14 protein-coding genes and 1 pseudogene are annotated in these 17,235 nt (G+C 68.2%); 8 read left to right on the plus strand and 7 right to left on the minus strand.

Annotation, left to right across the window (positions count from 1 at the left end; translation table 11 throughout):
- Positions 1-17 precede the first annotated feature (17 nt).
- The 6 genes from K2224_RS28720 to K2224_RS28745 all read right to left on the minus strand — a co-directional run bounded on the left by K2224_RS28720 (position 18) and on the right by K2224_RS28745 (position 6,113).
- A complete protein-coding gene (locus K2224_RS28720; protein ID WP_221910115.1) occupies positions 18-1,601 on the minus strand; it encodes a hypothetical protein in 1,584 nt (527 codons plus the stop codon).
- Positions 1,598-2,455: a glycosyltransferase family 4 protein gene (locus K2224_RS28725; protein WP_221910116.1), complete on the minus strand. Its 858-nt coding sequence runs from the start codon at positions 2,453-2,455 to the stop codon at positions 1,598-1,600. Before K2224_RS28725 ends, K2224_RS28720 begins: the two co-directional genes overlap by 4 nt.
- Positions 2,456-2,613: 158 nt before the next feature.
- Positions 2,614-3,189: a hypothetical protein gene (locus K2224_RS28730; protein WP_260693537.1), complete on the minus strand. Its 576-nt coding sequence runs from the start codon at positions 3,187-3,189 to the stop codon at positions 2,614-2,616.
- Positions 3,186-4,271 (minus strand): hypothetical protein, encoded by a 1,086-nt coding sequence (locus tag K2224_RS28735; protein ID WP_221910117.1) that lies wholly within the window; start codon positions 4,269-4,271, stop codon positions 3,186-3,188. The genes K2224_RS28730 and K2224_RS28735 overlap by 4 nt, the downstream gene beginning before the upstream one ends.
- On the minus strand, positions 4,268-5,683 hold the full coding sequence (locus K2224_RS28740; protein ID WP_221910118.1) for an NAD(P)/FAD-dependent oxidoreductase: 1,416 nt from the start codon (positions 5,681-5,683) through the stop codon (positions 4,268-4,270). Before K2224_RS28740 ends, K2224_RS28735 begins: the two co-directional genes overlap by 4 nt.
- Before the next feature lie 55 nt (positions 5,684-5,738).
- Positions 5,739-6,113: an ATP-binding protein gene (locus K2224_RS28745; protein WP_221910119.1), complete on the minus strand. Its 375-nt coding sequence runs from the start codon at positions 6,111-6,113 to the stop codon at positions 5,739-5,741.
- A gap of 405 nt (positions 6,114-6,518) precedes the next feature.
- On the opposite strand from K2224_RS28745, the gene K2224_RS28750 reads away from it, so the two are divergent.
- The 6 genes and pseudogenes from K2224_RS28750 to K2224_RS28775 all read left to right on the plus strand — a co-directional run bounded on the left by K2224_RS28750 (position 6,519) and on the right by K2224_RS28775 (position 14,304).
- A complete protein-coding gene (locus K2224_RS28750) occupies positions 6,519-7,928 on the plus strand; it encodes a hypothetical protein (protein WP_260693538.1) in 1,410 nt (469 codons plus the stop codon).
- A 26-nt stretch (positions 7,929-7,954) separates the two neighbouring features.
- Positions 7,955-8,524, plus strand: a complete 570-nt coding sequence (locus K2224_RS28755) for a GNAT family N-acetyltransferase (RefSeq protein WP_221910120.1) — start codon at positions 7,955-7,957, stop codon at positions 8,522-8,524.
- Positions 8,525-8,674: 150 nt separating this feature from the next.
- Positions 8,675-9,178 (plus strand): hypothetical protein, encoded by a 504-nt coding sequence (locus K2224_RS28760; RefSeq protein ID WP_221910121.1) that lies wholly within the window; start codon positions 8,675-8,677, stop codon positions 9,176-9,178.
- Positions 9,175-12,423 carry a M48 family metalloprotease gene (locus tag K2224_RS28765; RefSeq protein ID WP_221910122.1) on the plus strand — a complete coding sequence of 1,083 codons (3,249 nt, stop codon included), beginning with the start codon at positions 9,175-9,177 and terminating at the stop codon, positions 12,421-12,423. The genes K2224_RS28760 and K2224_RS28765 overlap by 4 nt, the downstream gene beginning before the upstream one ends.
- A 367-nt stretch (positions 12,424-12,790) precedes the next feature.
- A pseudogene (locus K2224_RS41770) lies at positions 12,791-13,477 on the plus strand (ISL3 family transposase); the annotation flags it as partial.
- 254 nt (positions 13,478-13,731) lie between these two features.
- Entirely contained in the window at positions 13,732-14,304 is a 573-nt protein-coding gene (locus tag K2224_RS28775) for a transposase (RefSeq protein WP_221910123.1), read from the plus strand.
- A gap of 121 nt (positions 14,305-14,425) precedes the next feature.
- Here the strand turns inward: K2224_RS28775 and K2224_RS28780 are convergent, their stop codons facing one another.
- Complete coding sequence (locus K2224_RS28780) at positions 14,426-15,298, minus strand: NAD(P)H-binding protein (protein ID WP_221910124.1); 873 nt, start codon at positions 15,296-15,298, stop codon at positions 14,426-14,428.
- 122 nt (positions 15,299-15,420) lie between these two features.
- Between K2224_RS28780 and K2224_RS28785 the strand changes: the two genes are divergently transcribed.
- The gene (locus K2224_RS28785; RefSeq protein WP_221910125.1) at positions 15,421-16,392 is read left to right on the plus strand and encodes an Lrp/AsnC family transcriptional regulator; all 972 of its coding nucleotides are present in this window, start codon (positions 15,421-15,423) and stop codon (positions 16,390-16,392) included.
- 244 nt (positions 16,393-16,636) lie between these two features.
- Positions 16,637-17,203, plus strand: coding sequence for a cytidylyltransferase domain-containing protein (locus tag K2224_RS28790; RefSeq protein WP_260693539.1), 567 nt, complete (start codon positions 16,637-16,639; stop codon positions 17,201-17,203).
- Positions 17,204-17,235 lie beyond the last annotated feature (32 nt).

Raw genomic sequence — 17,235 nt, forward strand, 5'->3', positions numbered from 1 at the left:
ATGTGTTGGGTGGTGCTTCAGCGTTCAGTCTTGCCGAAAGTGGTCGGGTGACCGGCGATGCGGCGCAGAATCATCCGCCAGGGGCCGATGAGGCGGATGAACGGTTGGGCGGGGCTGCTTGCGATCAGCCCCGCGCGGCGACCGCGTGGGGCGGCGGCGATGCGGCTGGTCGGAGGGACGACCGCGGCGTGGAGGGCAGGGACCAGCTTGATGAGTCGGGCGGTCAGGACGGGGCCGTGCAGCAGGACACCCGCGAGGGCGAGCGCGGAGTACGACGGGCCGGACCAGTAGGCGGAGATGACCGCGGCGGCGATCAGTGGGACCCCGGTGAGCCAGACGGCCTCGTCGGTCCATTCCCGGAGTACCAGGAGCGCCTTGCCGATGCGGGAGAGGGCGCTCGGCAGGTGAGCGATAGCCCTCGCATGCCGGTCTGGTCGGGCGGACGTGAGGAAGGCGAGCGCGTGGAGGTTGGCTAGGCCGCGCGGCTCGGTATAGGGCTCGTCCAGGACGGCGACGGTGGCGGGTGTGATGTCGGCGCCGAGGAGGGAGAGGCGGTGGCCGATGCCGAGATCCTCCATGGGTTCGGGGAAGCCGCCGAGGTCTCGCAGGGTCGGCAGGTGGACGGTCATGCCGCAGCCGACGCCGTAGATCATTGGCCGCAGCAGTGCCCGAATGGGGTTTGGAATTTGGGTGGTGGTGAGCCATTGCGTCAGGCGGATGCGGGCGAGTTCGATGCCGAGTGAGCGGCGGAGTTGGTAGAGCCATTCTCCCGCCAGGAACAGGCCGGTTGCGCCGGTCGGGAAGGGGCGGCGGCCGAGCAGTGGCAGGCGCTGCTGCTGGATGAGGGACGGTGGCCGTCCGGTGAGGGCCCTGTGGCGAGTGGCAGTCTCGGCGAAGGAGGTCAGGGTACGGACGTCTGGGACGGCGTCGGCGTCGTAGACGCAGAGAAAGGTGTTGTCCGCATCGTTCTCTTCGCGCCAGCCAAGGGGGCCGAGGATGCCGTCGAGGCGGTTGACGGCATGGTTGAGCTGTCCGGCCTTGCGGCCACCGATGTCAGGTTGGTGCAGGTGCACCAGGCGCAGCCCGACGGGCGGCTGCTCTTCGGCAAGAGCGGCGACGGTTTCGCGAGTCGTGAGTTCGGCGTCGTACAGCTCGGTGAGGACGGCGAGGCGCTTCTTCCTGGGAACGGCGTTGACCTGGACTGCGATATCGCCGCAGTGGGCGCGGGGGAACAGCCCGTGCAGTTGTGCCTCGGTGAGGCGGCTGGCGGCCGCCAGTGCCGGAAGGCGATCACAGTCGCGACGACGGGCCGTCTCTTCTCGTTCGGTGGTGATGGCGACAACCACTGCTCGTTCTCGTGGGTAGTCGAGGGCGGTGAAGGCGTCGATCGTCTCGGGGGCAAGGGCTTGCTCTCGGAGCATGGGGAGCAGGACCACCAGCCATGGCCCACCCTCGTCGGCCGGGGCGGGATCTCGGTGTGCGTTGCCCAGGAGCCACCGGGCACAGAGTTCGACTGCGACGAGTGCCCAGAGCCCGCGGGCCAGCAGAAGGGCCAGCAAGACGGGGACGGTGTAGTGGAGCCAGAGTTCGGCGATCGTCATCGTTCGTCCTCCAGCAGGCCGTAGACGGAGCGGACTTGATCGGCGATGCGCGGCCAGGCGAAGAGTTCGGCGCGCTCTCGGGCTGCGGCACGTCGTGTGGCATGGGTGGCGGTGCCGAGTTCGCCGAGCAGGGTTTCGACTGCTTCGCCGGTGCCAGCTGCGTCGCCGGGCGGTGTAAGGAGAGCCGCCAGGCTGTCGCCCGTGTAGTACGAGATGCCGCCGGTGTCGGTGGCGACTACCGGGGTGCCGCAGGCCAGGGCTTCCAGGAGTGCGTTGTTGGCGGTTGCATCCGTCAGAGGGAGGAGCACGGCCACGGCTCGACGGTAAAGCTGAGTGAGGGCGCGTTCGCTGATGCCTTCCAGCACGCGCACGGCCGGGTGCCAGGTGCGCCGGTCGGCCTGACGGGTGACAACGACGAGCTCGATGTCATTGCCGTGGCGGCGGTGGAGCCGGTCGTGAACCGTGTCCAGTACGTCCCAATCACGCAGCCACCACCCCACAGTCAGGACCAGGGGTCGGGTGGCCTCCGGTACGCCTGCTGGCGTGAAGGCGGCGATGTCGATGCCGTGCGGGATCAGATGCACGCGCTCCTCGGGCAGGTGGTCGGCGAAGAAGGCCCGCTGGTCGGGGGCGAGAGTGATGATCTGGCTTGCGTGTGCGGAGAGTCGCCGCCAGTTCGTGGCCGGCATGAAGCGGGCCAGGTGTGCGGGTGGCTGGTGATAGGTGACGGCGGTGGGGCCCGGGCGAAGGCGGGAGAACCAGAACTGCTCGTCGCCGTAGAGGACGTGGGCGGGCCCGCGCCTGGCGAGGACACGCGCATCCGTGGCGAAGTGTTCGGCCGGGTAGAAGGGCAAGGGGCAGCGGTGACGAAGCAAGTGGTGGGCTGCAGCGGCGATCTTCCGGCCGGTGATTCCCCGCGGCGCGGTGAGAGGCTCGGCTTCCGGCAGGTAATCCAGGAGCCGGTCGTAGCCCCCGTGGCGGCTGTGCCAGGGGACACGGACGGCCGAGGCGATCACGGTATGCGGCACGGTGCCACCGCCCTCGTAGCTGCGGGCAACAGATTCAGGTCTTGGAGTGCCGGTGCAACTGCCGTGGATCTGGTGAGGCGCAGCACGGGCAATCCGTGGGGCTTGTTGGGGCCGAGGTGGTGGTACCAGCGGCGGCGGTGATGGTGGTGATGGGCCGGGCCCCAGATGAGGATCGACTCCCGGGCGAACAGGTGCCGGAAGGTCTCCCGGTTGCCGGCGAACAGCTCCTCGCCGAGGGCGGCTCGCCGGAATGAGCGCTTGAGGAGCCGGGGCAGGCAGGTGCGCAGGGGGAGGTCGAGCCAGATCGCCAGCTCAGTGTGGCCCAGCAGCATCTCGCCGACAGGGCCGGTGTAGTTGCCGTCGGCGATCCACGTCTCTGCGCCGAGCGCGTCCCTGACCCGGTTCTGGAAGGTCATGGTGTCAATGGGCGTCCAGCCTGCTCCCCAGAACAGGTTGTCGAGGTCCAGGTGAGGCAGTCCCGTGTGTTCGGCAATCGCGGCGGCGAGGGTGGACTTTCCGGAGGCCACGGGACCTACCAGGGCGATGCGTTTCGGTATCACGAGAGCCTCCTGGTAACGGTGTCGGCGAGGCGTTCCAGCAGGTGGGGAATTCGAACGCCGGCGGTGACCCTGAACACCGGGACGTTCGCGACCAGATCGTCCAGTACCTGACCGGCCTGGGCGCGCAGACCCTCCATCGACCGGTTCCGATGCGCGAACCACGGGTGGAGCCAGTCCTCGTCGTCCGGGGTGCAGCATGCTGCGGTCAGCTCGGCACGTGCGGTTTCGCCGTGGAGGCGCTGGATGGTGAGCGGAGTGTCGTCGTCGCGAAGCCGGGGAAGAAGCGCGAGCCGTAGTGGAGCACCTTCGCGCACCTGAGCGGCGAAGGCGGCGGCGAAGTCCCGCGGGGTGCAGCTCGCCTTCTGATTCGTACCGAACGTGCGGGGAAGCACCCGGTGTGGAGGCAGGGCCTCGTGCGGTGTCAGGGCCGAAAGTGTGCCTCCGGCGATGCGGATGGACAACGGGACGCCGATGACGTCGGCCGCGTTCTGGGTGAGCATCGCTCGGTCGGAAGCCACCAGGTCAGCGCCACGGCGGCAGGCGAGGGCGGCGAGCACGGTGGTCTTGCCGGCCGTGGTCGGGCCGGCGATGAGCACTCCGTGCCCTTCGGCGGACGCCGCGGCGGCGTGGAATGCGCTCCAGCCTCGTTCTTCGCCGCACCGCATCACGACTTCCCGGATGACGCGCAGCACATAGCGCTCTCCGCGGTGGGCATCAGAGTGGAGGACGACGTGCAGGCGGCCGGTGGAGTCGTGGGCGTAGAGATGGTCCTGGGGCAGATGCGAGCGGGGATGAGGGCGCCACCAGTCCACGTCGCCCACCCGCGCCCACAGGTACGGTTCGCCACGGAACGGCTCGACGCACCGGCTTTGCACCGTCTGGAGGAGGGCGGCCCGGTCCATGAACAGCTCACGGTTGTGGCGGATGCGGATACCGGTCAGACGTCCGCAGGGAGGGGACAGCGCGGTCTCGGGGAGGAAGCTGTGCAGGTGGTTGCGCTGTTCGACGGCGAACTCCTGGTCCACCTCGACATCAAAGACGTGTCCGGCGAAGGCGACGGACGTCGTCTTGGTGGTGGTCATGAGCGACTCCCTGCGGGAACCGCGTCCTGGCTGCCGAGAAGCTCCTCAGTGGCTCCCGTGACCAGACGGCGTGCAATATCGATGCCCATCTTTACCGCGTGGTCCATGTTGCCGATCTCGTACCGCCAGGTACCGAACCGGCCGCGAGGGTAGATCGCTTGGCTTTCCAGCCATGGAATCGTCAACACTAGCGCCTCGTCCCGGTCCAGGGTGGGGATCGGGTAGGCGTACGGGATCATCTCCACGTGGGCGGTGGCCAGTTCGGCGAGCCCGGGGACCAGGCGATGTCGCCGCAGCGCAGCATCGGCGGTTTTCACCAGGGCACGCCGGTCGACTCGAGTCCCGGGCATCACGGAGATCTCCGTCATCCATGAGCTGAAGGCAGTGGTATCGGCGCCGGGGACGTTGGCAGGCGCGTACTTGCTGAAGTTGGTGGCGCGGTAGAACGGCACGTCGTCCTGTGGGAAGTAGAACCATGACCGCTCGTCCAGGGTGGGGGCCCGGTATCCGAGGCCGACCATGGCGACGGTGGTGTGCTTCAGACGGCGGGCCGCCTCCCGCACGTCAGGCGAGCTCGTCGTCATGGCGACAAGTCGGTCCAGCGGCAGGGTGGCCACGATCTGGTCGTAAGGCACCGCCTCCCCGCTCTCCAGCCGGACGAGGCGGGCGCCAAGGTCAACAGATGCGGCTGCAGTGCGGGTGTGGACTCGGTTGCCAAGGCGGGCGCCCAGCCGGCGCCAGATCTCTCCGGTACCTCCGACAGAGGGGAATGCGAAGGTGGAGTTCGGCCCCCACCGAGGCGCGGGAGCCGCGATGCCGTGGAAGGCCGCCAGGATCTCGTCGAGGTCGACCGGTGCCACTCGCTCCGCGACCCAGCCCGCGCTCATCTTCTCCGGCGAGATCGCCCAGACCTTGGTGTTGTACGGGGCGAAGAAGCGCTCAACGAGGCCACTGCCGTACTGAGCCTGGAGCCACGTCGCGAAGTCCGTACCCGTCGGCAGAGTCTGCTCACGCTGTTGGCAGGCGTGCGTCAGAGACTGTAGGCACGCTTCGGCGTCGGCCTGCGGCAGACAGTGGAGGTGCTGCTGGAAAGGGTAGGGAACCCAGCGGTCGCGGAATCGGATGTACGAGGACCGGTCGTGGTGCAGCAGCTCATGCGGGGCGAACAGCTCGCCCAGGAGCCGGTCGAACTCTCCGAAGTGGGAGAAAACCACGTGGCCGCCCAGGTCCCAGGTGAAGCCGGCGCGATCGACCACGGATGACGCCAGTCCTCCGACGGTGGGCGCTGCCTCCAGCAGGCTCCAGTTGCGGTGGCCGAGCCGGTCCAGTTCATCCGCGCACGCCAGACCACAGGGGCCCGCACCGAGGATGACGATGCGACCGGGCGATAAGGGCTGTAGGGCATCGGACATGAATTCCTCTTTCCTGTAGTGAAGTTCGTGCTTGGCGTTGGCGAAGTGGGCCAGGTCAGGTCTCGCGATTGGGCGTGCGCGAGGCAGGATCAGTGATCTTGAAGGTGAGCCAGACGGTCTTACCGAGGCCGTGCTGGTCATCCACGCCCCACTCGTCGGCCAGTTCGTCAACCAGGAGCAGGCCGCGGCCCGAGGGATCATCGAGGTTCGGATGCCTTCGGCGGGGCCGGCCTGGCCCCTGGTCGTGAACCTCCAGTCGAACCACCGGGCCGCTGATGTTCAGCCGTGCCAGGAATCCGAAGCTGGGCGGGCTCGCATGTACGAGCGCGTTGGTGGCGATCTCTGACAGGCACAGACACACGTCATCGAGTCGGTCCCGGACCCCCCAGGCCGCCAGGGCCTCGGTGGCGAACTTCCGTGCCTCGCTCACGGACGAGCCGTGGTGAGGGAAGGTTCGCTCTTGCCGCAGGGGCAGGCCACTCCCCCTCGCCTCCGTGCTCCGGGGCTCGGTACGGGAATCTGCCTGTCGCTGTGTTGCGCTTTCTCCTGCTGCTGGCACGGTGGAACACCACCTCGTCGCTCGCGTTCAGGGCGGGCATCGAGCCTGACGGCCAAGCGGCGTGCGTCACCACGACATGAGCACCGACGTCTGATGCGGGCTTGAGGACGTGGGCGACATGGGTACCGTCACGATGCCGCCGTCTCCACCGTCATCTCCCCGCACACGGCAGCTCTCGCTCCCGGACGGCGGCATTGCGGGGCTACCGTCGAACCGACGAGCCGACCGGAACCCATCGGGGGATTGATGGCTCAAAGGCCCACTCTTCTACGGACGTTGATCACCAGCCGCCACTGGCAGGTGTTCGAGACCTTCAAACTTCACTTCGAGCGCACCGCCAACGAACTCGCCGAGCAGGACCGTGATCCGACGCTGGTCGGTCTGACCGTGTCGAAGCGGCAGTTCGAGCGGTGGTACGGCGGCGAGGTGAAGACCCGCCCCTATCCGGCTCTGTGCCGGGTACTGGAGGCGATGTTCCGATACCCCGTCGATGTCCTGCTCGGCCCGGCGGAGGAGAGCGGTGCCACAGCCGATGCCGGCCCCCGACTTCGGCTCGTCATGCCGACACGACCGCCGTCCTCCTCGCTCGACCCCACCGAAGGAAACAGCGGCTTCGACGGCATCGAGTTCACCAGCAGACCCGCTCCGGGCGACAGCACCGGCCGGGACACGTTAGAGAGGCAGGTCGCCATGGCGGCTCGTCGTGCATTCCGCTTCAGCGCGATGGCAGAAGGCAGCACCATAGGCCCCGAAACCCTGGACGAGCTCCATCAGGAAGTGCGGCGCCTCGCCGCCGCCTATCCGCGGCTGCCACTGGCCACCCTCCTAGGCGACCTCGTCGAAGTCCAGGACCTCTCCTTCCACTTCCTCGAACACGGCCGCGTCCGACCGACCCAGGCACGTGAGCTGTACCTGCTCTCCGCCATCACCTCCGGCATGCTCGCCAAGGCCAGCCACGACCTCGGCGACCCACGATCGGCGATGACGCAGGCCCGCACCGCCTACGTATGCGCGGACAACGCGGACCACCACGCCATGCGCGCCTGGGTCCGTGGCCTGCAATCCCTGATCGCCTACTGGGACGGCCGGCACCAGGAAGCCTCCCAGTACGCTGGCCTCGGCATCTCCCAGGTGGCAGGCGTAACCGGTACCAGCGCCGTATGGCTGTCCTGCTTGCACGCTCGTGCCGGAGCCGCACTCGGCGATGCGGCAGCCGTACGGGAATCCCTCGCAGAGGCCGAACGGGCTCGCGACGCGGTCTCCCCGGACGACCTGGACGAGTTCGGCGGCATCATGACCTTCCCCGTCCCACGCCAGCTCTACTACGCAGCCGATGCCACCGCTTGGTTGCCCGACGCCCCCGAGGCTGAACAGCAGGCCGAAGCGGCCGTCGCCGCCTACCGCCAAGCGGAGCCCGAAGATTGGGCGTTCGGCGACCAGGCCGGGGCATACACCGACCTTGCCCTTGCTCGCGTCCGCGCCGGCACTCTCGATGGCGTCGACGAAGCCATGCGGCCCGTTCTCGATCTGCCCGCTGATCAGCGCATCAACGGCATCGTTGCCTCGGTGCGGCAGGTCCACACCGCGCTGCGTGATCCCCGATGGCTCACCGCACCCGAAGCCCGCACGGCACGGGAGGAGATTGAGGCGTTCACAGCGGCCCCTGTCGCCGCCCTGCCCAGGTAACATCGCCTGCGGGTAGGGTCCCGACCATGCACCCGGTCGACATCGCGGGCCCCCGGCTTCAACTGCGCGAACTCACCAGCAGCGACGTGGATGCCGTACACGCCATCTACGGCGACGCCGAGGCCACCCGCCACCTGAGCTTCGAACCGCGAACTCGCGAACAAGTCGGGGAGATCGTTTCCCGCTCCGTCGCCTCCTCCGGTGAGCAACCTCGCACCGAATACGCCCTCGGCGTGGTCCGCCAGAAGGACAGGCGTCTGGTGGGCTATGCCCGCCTGGCACTCGACCCGCACGCCCAGCAGGCCGCCACCATCGGCTTCGCCCTGCGCCCGGACACCTGGGGCGTGGGCCTGGGCACCGAAACCGTGCACCTGATGTGCGCCCTCGGCTTCAACCACCTTGGTCTGCACCGCATCTGGGCCGCCCGTGCTCCGCTGAACGCTGCCTCTGCCAAGACCCTGCTACGCGCTGGCATGACGGAGGAAGGCCGCATCCGGGAGCACGTATTCGTACGCGGAGCGTGGAGGGACTCGATCACGTACTCGGTCCTGGATTACGAATGGCGGGCAGAGGGATCTGCGGCAGCCAACGGATGACACTCACCGCGTCGTGACCAAGCGCGGAGCGTCCCGCCTGCACACTGCTATCGCGGTGCGACAGGCCGCTTGCCCTGGCGCCGCCGACAACTACGCCTAGCTCATTCCCCTTGTACACTCCACGTCCAACCGCCAAGTCGGGGGAAACATATGGCAGTTCTCGTCAGCCATGTCGTTCGGAAGGTGATCGCCGAACACGTACACGAGGAGCGCGTCCTGTTGGACGCGGTGGAGCAGATGGACCCCGCGACGAGGACGAGACATCTGACGGGCGGTCGGGAGCGGAACGAGACGCTGGGGTACGGCCTGGACGTCGTGATGCCTCTGGTGACGTCCGTGCTGTGGCTGGCCCTGACGGAGTTGGCTCAGGAGACGGCCAAGTCAGCGGTGCAGTCCACCACACGGGTCGTACAGGCGCGCTGGCAGCGGTTCAGAAGGCGGGAACGGCAGGCCGAGCCGGAGATCATTGTGCCGTTGTCGGCGCAGCAAATCGGCCTGGTACGCGAGAAGGTCCTCGTGCAGTGCACACAGGCGGGCCTGAACACGGCCAGGGCGACAGTTGTCGCGAACGCCGTGTTCCATGAACTGTCCACGTACTCATCGGCCGGCGACTCCTCTTCCCCGGGCGGCGGTGCAGGGGAGGTGGAGGAGTGACGGAGCAGCGGAGGGGCGCCCCGCCGCCGACCGCAGGTGGCGGTCTGGACCGCAGGGTGCTCGCTGCCGGCACCCATCTCCGCTTCACCCTGTTCGCCCTGCTGATCGCGACCGCCTCTGTCAACCTGTTATTCGACTCCGTACCGCAGGGCGGGGGAGTGTGGCAGGTGTGGGTGGCGGTCAGCACCGTGGTCGTCTTCGTCTGTGCCGTCCTGCTTTACTGGCTGATGCCGGGATGGAAGAGGCGCCGCTCACGGCTCGTCGAGATCCGCGACCCCGAACTGCTCGCCGAACTCTCGGAATTGACCATGCGCGCCGGGCTCCCAGCGCCCCCGGCCTTCCTGCTGGCCCCGGCGGCGGCCACGTCGAGCGCCGCGGCCTTCGGGCGCTGGGGTACCTACACCGTGAGCCTGCACGCCGGTCTGGTGGTCCGCCGGGCCCGGGACCCCGAGGGTTTCCGGTTCGTCGTGCTGCACGAGTTGGCTCATATCCGCAACCGCGACGTGGGCATCGCGTACGCCACCGAGGCCCTGTGGCGCTCGGTCGCGTTCCTCGTCCTCCTGCCCTGCACACTGCTCGCTCTCTACCCGCATCCCTGGGGACAGTCGCCGGCCGAGACCCTTGAGCAGTGGCGGACACAGTGGCCCATGGGACTGCGGGGCCTCTTCCGGATCGCCTTCCTGATCGCTCTGATCCTGCTGGCCCGGGCCGATGTGCTGCGCACCAGGGAGCTGTACGCGGATCTGGACGCCGCTCGCTGGAGCGGCGGCGCACGTGGCCTTCCGGGACCCGGCGCGCAACTCGAACGCGGCCACGTAGGCCGGTTGCTGCGGAATGTTCGTCGTGCCTGGGGTACGCATCCGGCGTGGACGGAACGGGCAGCTTCGCTGCTGGATCCCGGACCGATGTTCGGTATCCGTGCCTCCACGATGTTCCTGACAGGGGTGCTGACAGCCGTGGTTGGCCTCAACCTGGATCTGGTCGTCCGGGGTGTGGCGGGCACCGGGGGATGGTACGTGGACGTGTCGGAATGGACGGCTGCCGCGCTCGTGACCGGTATCGCGGGAGTCGCCGTGTGGCGGGCGGTGGCCCACGCGGTGGCGTGCGGCGAGCGGGCCCCGTCGGGTCTGAAAGCCGGCCTGTGGCTGGGCCTCGGTCTGGGCGTGGGAGAACTTGCGACCTTCCACGACGCGGGCACCAGCTGGCTCCCCCCGGCGCCGCAGGTGCTGCTCCTCCTGGTCGCCGGTTCGGCTGTCCTGTTGTGGTGGGCGGCCCAGTGCGCCGAGCTGTGGGTGACCACCTGCCGCGGCCGCTCTCTCGTGCCGAGCCATCTGATGGGCACGGCAGCGCTGTTCGTGGTCTACGGCGGTTGGTTCACCTGGTGGAGAACACGCGGCCATCTCTTCGTGGAGGGCGACTTTCTCGCCGGTCTGAATTGGGACGCGTGGCTGGCTCAGAGATACCCTGACACGCCCGCCGACCAGATGCCTTACACCACCGTGCTGAAATGGCTCGCCTATATCCCTCTGGTCACGTCGGCGCCGATGGTCCATGTCGGGGGGACCGTCCTGTGGCTGTTCCCCCTCGCCGCCTGGGCGCGGCGCCGGCAGGAGAGTGGTGCCGCAGAGTGGCTGCGGCGCGCGAGACCGGAGGGGGCGTGGCCGGAGCTGAACGGCACCCTGCCCTCGCTGCGGTGGTTGCTGACCTGGCTGATGGCCGGCGGAGCCCTGTGCACGGTGGTCCTGCTCGGCACCCGGATGTGGTTGCACCTCACTGAGCCGCCCAAAGGCTTGCGCAGTGCGGCATGGCTCACCCAGGTGTCGATGGTCAGCCTCCTCGCGATCCTCGTGGTCGTGACGGTCGTGACCTGCGCGGTGTACGCGACGACCTCCCGGCACCGGCTGGCGCTGTCCCTGGCGGCCGGCGGGTCGGTGCTGCTGACCGGGCTGGCCACGGCCTTTGTGTTCATCGCCACCGATGCCTGCGTGCCGGGCGCGGAGACAGTAGCCTCCCAGTGCTTCTGGGGCCCCCGGCCCGCTTGGTTGATGGTGCACACCCTCGTCGCCCCGCTCGCCCTCGGTCTGGGCTTCTACGCCGTGACCCTCGTGGCGTTCGTCGGAGCCGTGGTGAGCCGGCGCCCGCTCGTCCGCACCCGGGGTCTGCGGTGTCGCGCGGAAGGGTGCGAGCGTGACGCACAGCGGGGGCGGCGTCGACTGCTGGTGGCGACGGCGGCGTACGCCGGGCCCGGGATCCTCGGCGCCGTGGCGTGCCGGGCAGTGCTGGCGTGGTGGCGTCCGGCCCGGTCTGGAGCACCAGGCAGCCAGTGGTTGCCGGACGTGACGCTGTGGACGGCGCTGTCCCTGGTCACGGTGGCCGGGATCACCGCGATCACCGTCGCTGTCCGCGCCCGTCGCGCCCAGTGGCCCGCTCGCTCTGTCGGCGCGGCGGCAGTCAGCCTTCTCGCCGGACTGCTCGCAACAGCCTTCCTCACCGCGGTCGAGGGCTGCCTGCCCGGGCTGGCCGCGTTGTCGACCACCTGCGCCGTCCGGCCCGGGCCGACCTGGCGGCTGATACAGCTCCTACTGCTGCCCCGCCTCCTGGCAGTGGCCATGCCCGCCGCCGCGCTGACGGTCCTGGCCGTGCTCGCACTCCGGTGCCTCCCCCACCGCGGCAATCGCACGCCGGCACCCCTACAACCCGGCCCGGGGAGCCTGCTGTTGCGGCGGGCGTACGTTCTGGTGGCCTGTATGGCACCGCTGCTCCTTCTCACCGGCCAGCAGCAGCTGCGGCAGGCGGCGGACCCCCCAACCGAGCTGGGCCGGCAGGGCGAGCAGGCAAGAGAGAAGGCCGCGGAACGACAGAAGCTGCGCACCTGGCTGAACAACGGCGGAACGGCCGCGCTGATCGCCTACACACAGGACTACCGCGACCTGCGCGATGCCTTGGTCAAACACTCGGGAGCCGATGGTTATCCGTCCGAGGTGTACCGGCCGATCTGCGTCACCTGGCTCGCGGACGGGGCGCAGGCCCGCAAGCTGTCAGCCCCACCGGTTCAAACAACCGAGGCCGCCCCCTGGTCGGCCATAGCCGATCAGGCTCAGTTGGGTGGAGGGCTCTGCCTCAACGGCTTCACCAGCGGCTCCACAGTGCTGGTCCAGCGGGGCATCAGCCAGCTCATCACCGCCGCCGACCAGTACAGCGCCCTGGCCCAGGCTCTCTACAGGATCCTTCAGTCGGGGAACTAGCCTCGCGCTTTCACGAGTGTGACTGTCCGAAGCTTGATCAAGTAAGTGAGGGGTGCCGCTGACCTGGGAAGATTGGACTTGTCTGAGCTTGACCCTGTCGGGAATCTTGGTGTCGTCTGCTCAGTCTCTGGCGGATCGCCATGATCTCGGCCGGGGGATCCCGTGCTGGTCCAGGAAGTTCTGGAAGGGGATTGGAGGCTCTCTGAAAATGGCTCTGGCCGCAGTTCCGTGAATCCCCAGGTCAGGGAGGGGAACGGCGGATCGTTTCGGCAGGGTGTTTCCTACCGTGGCGAGCAAGACGGTTGAGGGTGTGCTGTTTCCCGGGATCGATGTGCGGGTGGAACGCGTCAGCGCCTCCCCCGATTTCATGGCGGTCGAGGCGGTGTCCACGGGCCAGCCGGGCAGGTGCCCGGACTGCCGGAAGCAGGCAACAAGCGTGCACAGTTCGTACCAACGCACGCTGGACGAGCGGCCGTTGGGCGGGCGAAAGGTCGTGGTCCGGCTTCGAGTACGGCGGTTCTTTTGCGACCGCAGGAGCTGTTCCCGACGGACGTTCGTCGAGCAGGTCGGTGGGTTGACCGAACGGTACTGCCGGTCGAGCGTCGGACTGACGGGGTGGCTGCGGTCGGTCGCGGTGGAGCTCGGCGGCCGTCCGGCCGCGCGGCTGTGCCGGAGGTTACGGCTGGCTGCTGGCCGAACCCGGCTGCTGCGGCTACTGACGGCCCCGACGGTTGCGGACCGCGCCCCGCGGGTGCTGGGGGTGGACGATTTCGCCTTCCGCAAGGGCTGCACCTACGGCACCGTCCTGGTCGACGCCGAGGCCGGCCGAGTCGTGGACGTGCTGCCCGACCGCACCTTGGAGACGTTCGCGGCCTGGCTCACGCAGCATCCCGGCGCCGAGATCATCTGCCGCGACCGGGCCACCGCCTACACGAAGGCGGTCAAGGAAGCCGCCTCCAACGCCCGGGAAGTCGCAGATCGCTGGCACCTGCTTCAAAACCTGTCCGCCGCGGTGGAGAAGACCTGTCACCAACACCGCAACTGCCTGCGCAAACACACCGAGCAGAAGAACCCACCCTCAGTGCCGGAGCCGGTCCCGATGGAGCTGCCGATGCCAGAACTCCCCCGCACCCAGATCATCGAGCGGACCCGCCACCGCTACGAGGACATCCACCACCTGGTGGAGAAGGGTTGGACGATCAGCGCGATCGCCCGAAGGCTCAACCTCGACCGAAAGACCGTACGGCGATTCCGTGACACCGACCTCGACAACTGCTCGTCTCCGCCCGCGACCGCCGCCCCAACGGCGTGCTGGAGCCGTTCAAGGCATACCTCAACGCACGCTTCACCGAGGCCCAGGGCCAAGTCAGTGGCACCCGCCTGTTCAACGAGATCCGCGAACGCGGCTACCGGGGCAGCCGCCAGGTCGTCCGCAAGCACCTCGCCGCCCTACGGGCCGGCACCGCCGAACCGGTCCGAGCTGACATTCCCAGCCCGCGCAAGATCACCTCCTGGATCATGCGCCCACGCGACACCCTCACCGAAAGCCAGGAGGAACGGCTTCTTCAGGTCCGGCTTGCCTGCCCGGACATCACCCGAGCCTGCGACCTCGCCCGTGCCTTCGCCGAACTCGTCCGTCACCGACGCGGTCACCTGCTACTGGAATGGATCCGCCAGGCCGAGCAGGACGCGCCGAAGCCGATGCAGAGCTTCGCCGGCTTCCTCTGCCAGGACCTCGATGCCGTCACCGCGGGCCTCACCCTCCCCTGGAGTTCCGGCGTCGTCGAAGGCAACGTAAACCGTGTCAAAACACTCAAGCGAGCCATGTATGGCCGAGCCTCGTTCCAACTCCTCCGGACCCGGATCCTCACCCAACCATGAGCTTCACGAAACTGCGGCCAGAGCCCTGAAAATCCCCACCGGTGCTCGACGTGTTCGCCAGGCCTGCTCTTGTTCCTCACCCCCGCGTGACGGCCATGTTCGTGCCGCGGTCGGCGCGGTGTCACCCGAAGTCGGCGGCGTGGTCGGACACCCATTGGCGGTAGGTGCGGGCGGGTGTGCCGGTGACTGCTTCGACTGTGGAGGTGACGCTCGGGCGAGGGGCGACGAGCATGTCGGCGTAGCCGTCGAGGAGGGGATCCACGAACGAGTCGGGAAAGTTGTCGTCGGCCAGGAGCCGCTGGCGTGCTTTCTCGCGGGACAACTCTTGCCACTGGAGGGGGCGGCCCAGCATCTCGCCGATGGTTCGCACTTGCTCGGCTTGGGTGAGGACTTCGGGGCCGGTCAGGTGGTAGACGGCGTGATCGTGGCCGTCTTGGGTGAGGGCACGCACGGCTACGGCGGCGATGTCGGCCTCGTGGAGGAGCGCCATGGGTACCGCTCCGTAGGCGCCCTGCACCACGTCACCGGCCTGGATTTGATCGGCCCACCACAAGGTGTTGGTGGCGAAGGTACTGGGGCGCAGGTGGGACCAGGCGAGCCCGGATTGCGCGATGAGGTGTTCGACGCACCCATGGGACTGGCCTACGGCGTGGGGTTGCTGCTCGGGGGCGAGTCCGTCCTGGACGGCGCCGGACGACAGGAAAACGACCCGGGGGGTGTGCCGCTTGATGGCGTCCACGACGGTGGCAGCCGGGTCGGCGTTGTGGAAGGGCCACATCAGGAACACGGCGTCCACGCCTTCCAGAGCTGCCTCCAGTGTGGTGGTGTCGGCCAGGTCTCCCTGTCGTACCTCGACGTCATCGGGAAGTCCGGCGCCAGCGGGGTCGCGGGTCAGTGCCCGCACCTTGCAGGTGGTGGCGGTGAGTTGGGACACCACCTGTCGGCCCACATTCCCCGTTGCCCCGGTGACCAGGATCGTGTTCTTGGCAGTCATCGAAGTTCTCCTTGCCTGTGCTGTGCTGGCGCGCCTTCATCCATCACGATCGCCGGTACGTCGATTTGGCGCTGGCTAGCAGCTAATGGATGCAGGAATCCGTCATTCAGTAGTCTGAATCGATGGATATCGTCACGTTGGATGCGACTGACCGCGGCCTGATTCACGCCCTGCAGATCGACGGCCGTGTGTCGTTCCGCGCGGTCGCTGAGGTGCTGGGCGTCTCGGAGAACACCGTCGCCCGCCGCTACCGACGGCTTCGGTCGACCGGCCTGCTGCGGGTCGTCGGAGTGGCCAACGGGGTGCGGCTCGGCTACACCTCCTGGACGCTCCGGGTGCAGTGCACCCCGGATGCGGCCGGCGCCATCGCGAGCGCACTCGCCGCCCGGCCCGACACCGCCTACGTGCACATGCTCTCCGGAGGCACGGAGATCTCCTGCAACGTCCAGACACCAACCGCAGCCGACCGCAACGCCCTGCTGCTCGACAAGCTTCCGCGTACCAGCCGCGTCATCGCGGTCTCCGCGCATCTCCTCCTGCGCGCAACCGCACTACCCACCACCTGGGCGGGCTCCGCTTGGCTCACCGAGGAACAGGCCCGCACACTCCGCCCCGCGCCCACATCCCCGATCGCCGGGCTAGTCGCCCTCGACGATCAGGACCGGGCCTTGCTGCACGTCCTCGCCCGCGACGGACGGGCCAGCTACGCCGAGCTCGCCACCGTCGCGGGCAACGCGGACTCCACCGTCAAACGCCGCCTGGACACGCTGCGCCGGAACGGAATCCTCACCTTCATCGTCGACGTCGCCCCAGCCGCTCTCGGCTGTACCACCGAAGCGCGGCTCTGGATGTCCGTGCAGCCCTCCCGGCTCTCCGACGTGGCGCTGGCCATGGCCGAACACCCCGAGGTCTCCTTCGCCGCCATGACCACAGGCCCCAGCAACCTCGTTGCCGCTGTCAACTGCCGTGATGCCGACGACCTGTGCCGCTACCTCACCACACGTGTAGCCGCACTCGATGCCATCCGTTCCATCGAGACCGCCCCTGTCATCCGCACCCTCAAAGGGGCGGCAGGGTACCTCCCGACACGCTGACCAAAGCAACCCTTCAGTTGAACCGGAAACTACGTGAGGCAAAGAGCATGGGTGGAGATTTTCAGCAAAGAGCCCCATCAAAGGCGGTCGGAGGCCGGGACGAAGGTGCTTCTCCGGTCGGCGGCCGTCGGCTGAGGCGCTCGATGTTTGCGGCGATGGCTGTGAACACGTGCTGCAGGTGGGCTTTCTGCTGTCCCCTGTAGCGGCAGCGGCAGCGGCAGCGGCAGCGGCGCATGCCGTGTCCGTGAGCGAGCTCGTTGTCGGCATCCCCTGCTTGATGACGGACGAGCACGCCACCGGCACCGATCGCGTCGCCGAATGTGCCCAGCACCTCCAAGCCGATGGATACATCAACGTCCAGGGCGACGAACCGTTCATCGATCCTGCGGCGATCGACGCCGTCTCGGAAGCCGTGGCCCACCTCGAAGCCGCCACTCCAGCGGTCAATGCCTACACGCCTATAGCCGACACAGCAGCTGCCATCGACCACAACGTCGTAAAGGTCGTCATCAGCACGAACGGCAACGCCTTGATGTTCTCTCGGCAGCCGATTCCGTACCCGCGGAGCGGCTACCGGGCCTACTTCCGTCCGCTCGGGCTGTACGGATTCACCGCTGCCGGCATGGAGGTCTTTCGGGGACTGGACCAGGGGCCACTCGAACGCACCGAGGGCGTCGAGATGCTGCGCTTCGTCGATCACTCGTACAACGTGCGGATGCTGCCCGTGACAGACGCTGGCCTCGCAGTGGATACCCCTCAGGACCTCGTCCGCGCCCGCGCTCTTCTGCGGCAGGCGCAGTCACGTCCTTGAACAGGGCGCGTTCAGCGGAAGAGCCGGTGAGC

Origin of the sequence: Streptomyces sp. BHT-5-2 (assembly GCF_019774615.1) — a bacterium.
Classification (GTDB): domain Bacteria; phylum Actinomycetota; class Actinomycetes; order Streptomycetales; family Streptomycetaceae; genus Streptomyces.

Excerpts from the sequence above, each read along its gene's own strand:
- K2224_RS28720 (WP_221910115.1), bottom strand. The coding sequence starts at position 1,601 with ATGACGATCGCCGAACTCTGGCTCCACTACACCGTCCCCGTCTTGCTG.
- K2224_RS28735 (WP_221910117.1), bottom strand. The coding sequence starts at position 4,271 with ATGACCACCACCAAGACGACGTCCGTCGCCTTCGCCGGACACGTCTTT.
- K2224_RS28740 (WP_221910118.1), bottom strand. The coding sequence starts at position 5,683 with ATGTCCGATGCCCTACAGCCCTTATCGCCCGGTCGCATCGTCATCCTC.
- K2224_RS28755 (WP_221910120.1), top strand. The coding sequence starts at position 7,955 with ATGCACCCGGTCGACATCGCGGGCCCCCGGCTTCAACTGCGCGAACTC.
- K2224_RS28760 (WP_221910121.1), top strand. The coding sequence starts at position 8,675 with ATGGCAGTTCTCGTCAGCCATGTCGTTCGGAAGGTGATCGCCGAACAC.
- K2224_RS28780 (WP_221910124.1), bottom strand. The coding sequence starts at position 15,298 with ATGACTGCCAAGAACACGATCCTGGTCACCGGGGCAACGGGGAATGTG.
- K2224_RS28785 (WP_221910125.1), top strand. The coding sequence starts at position 15,421 with ATGGATATCGTCACGTTGGATGCGACTGACCGCGGCCTGATTCACGCC.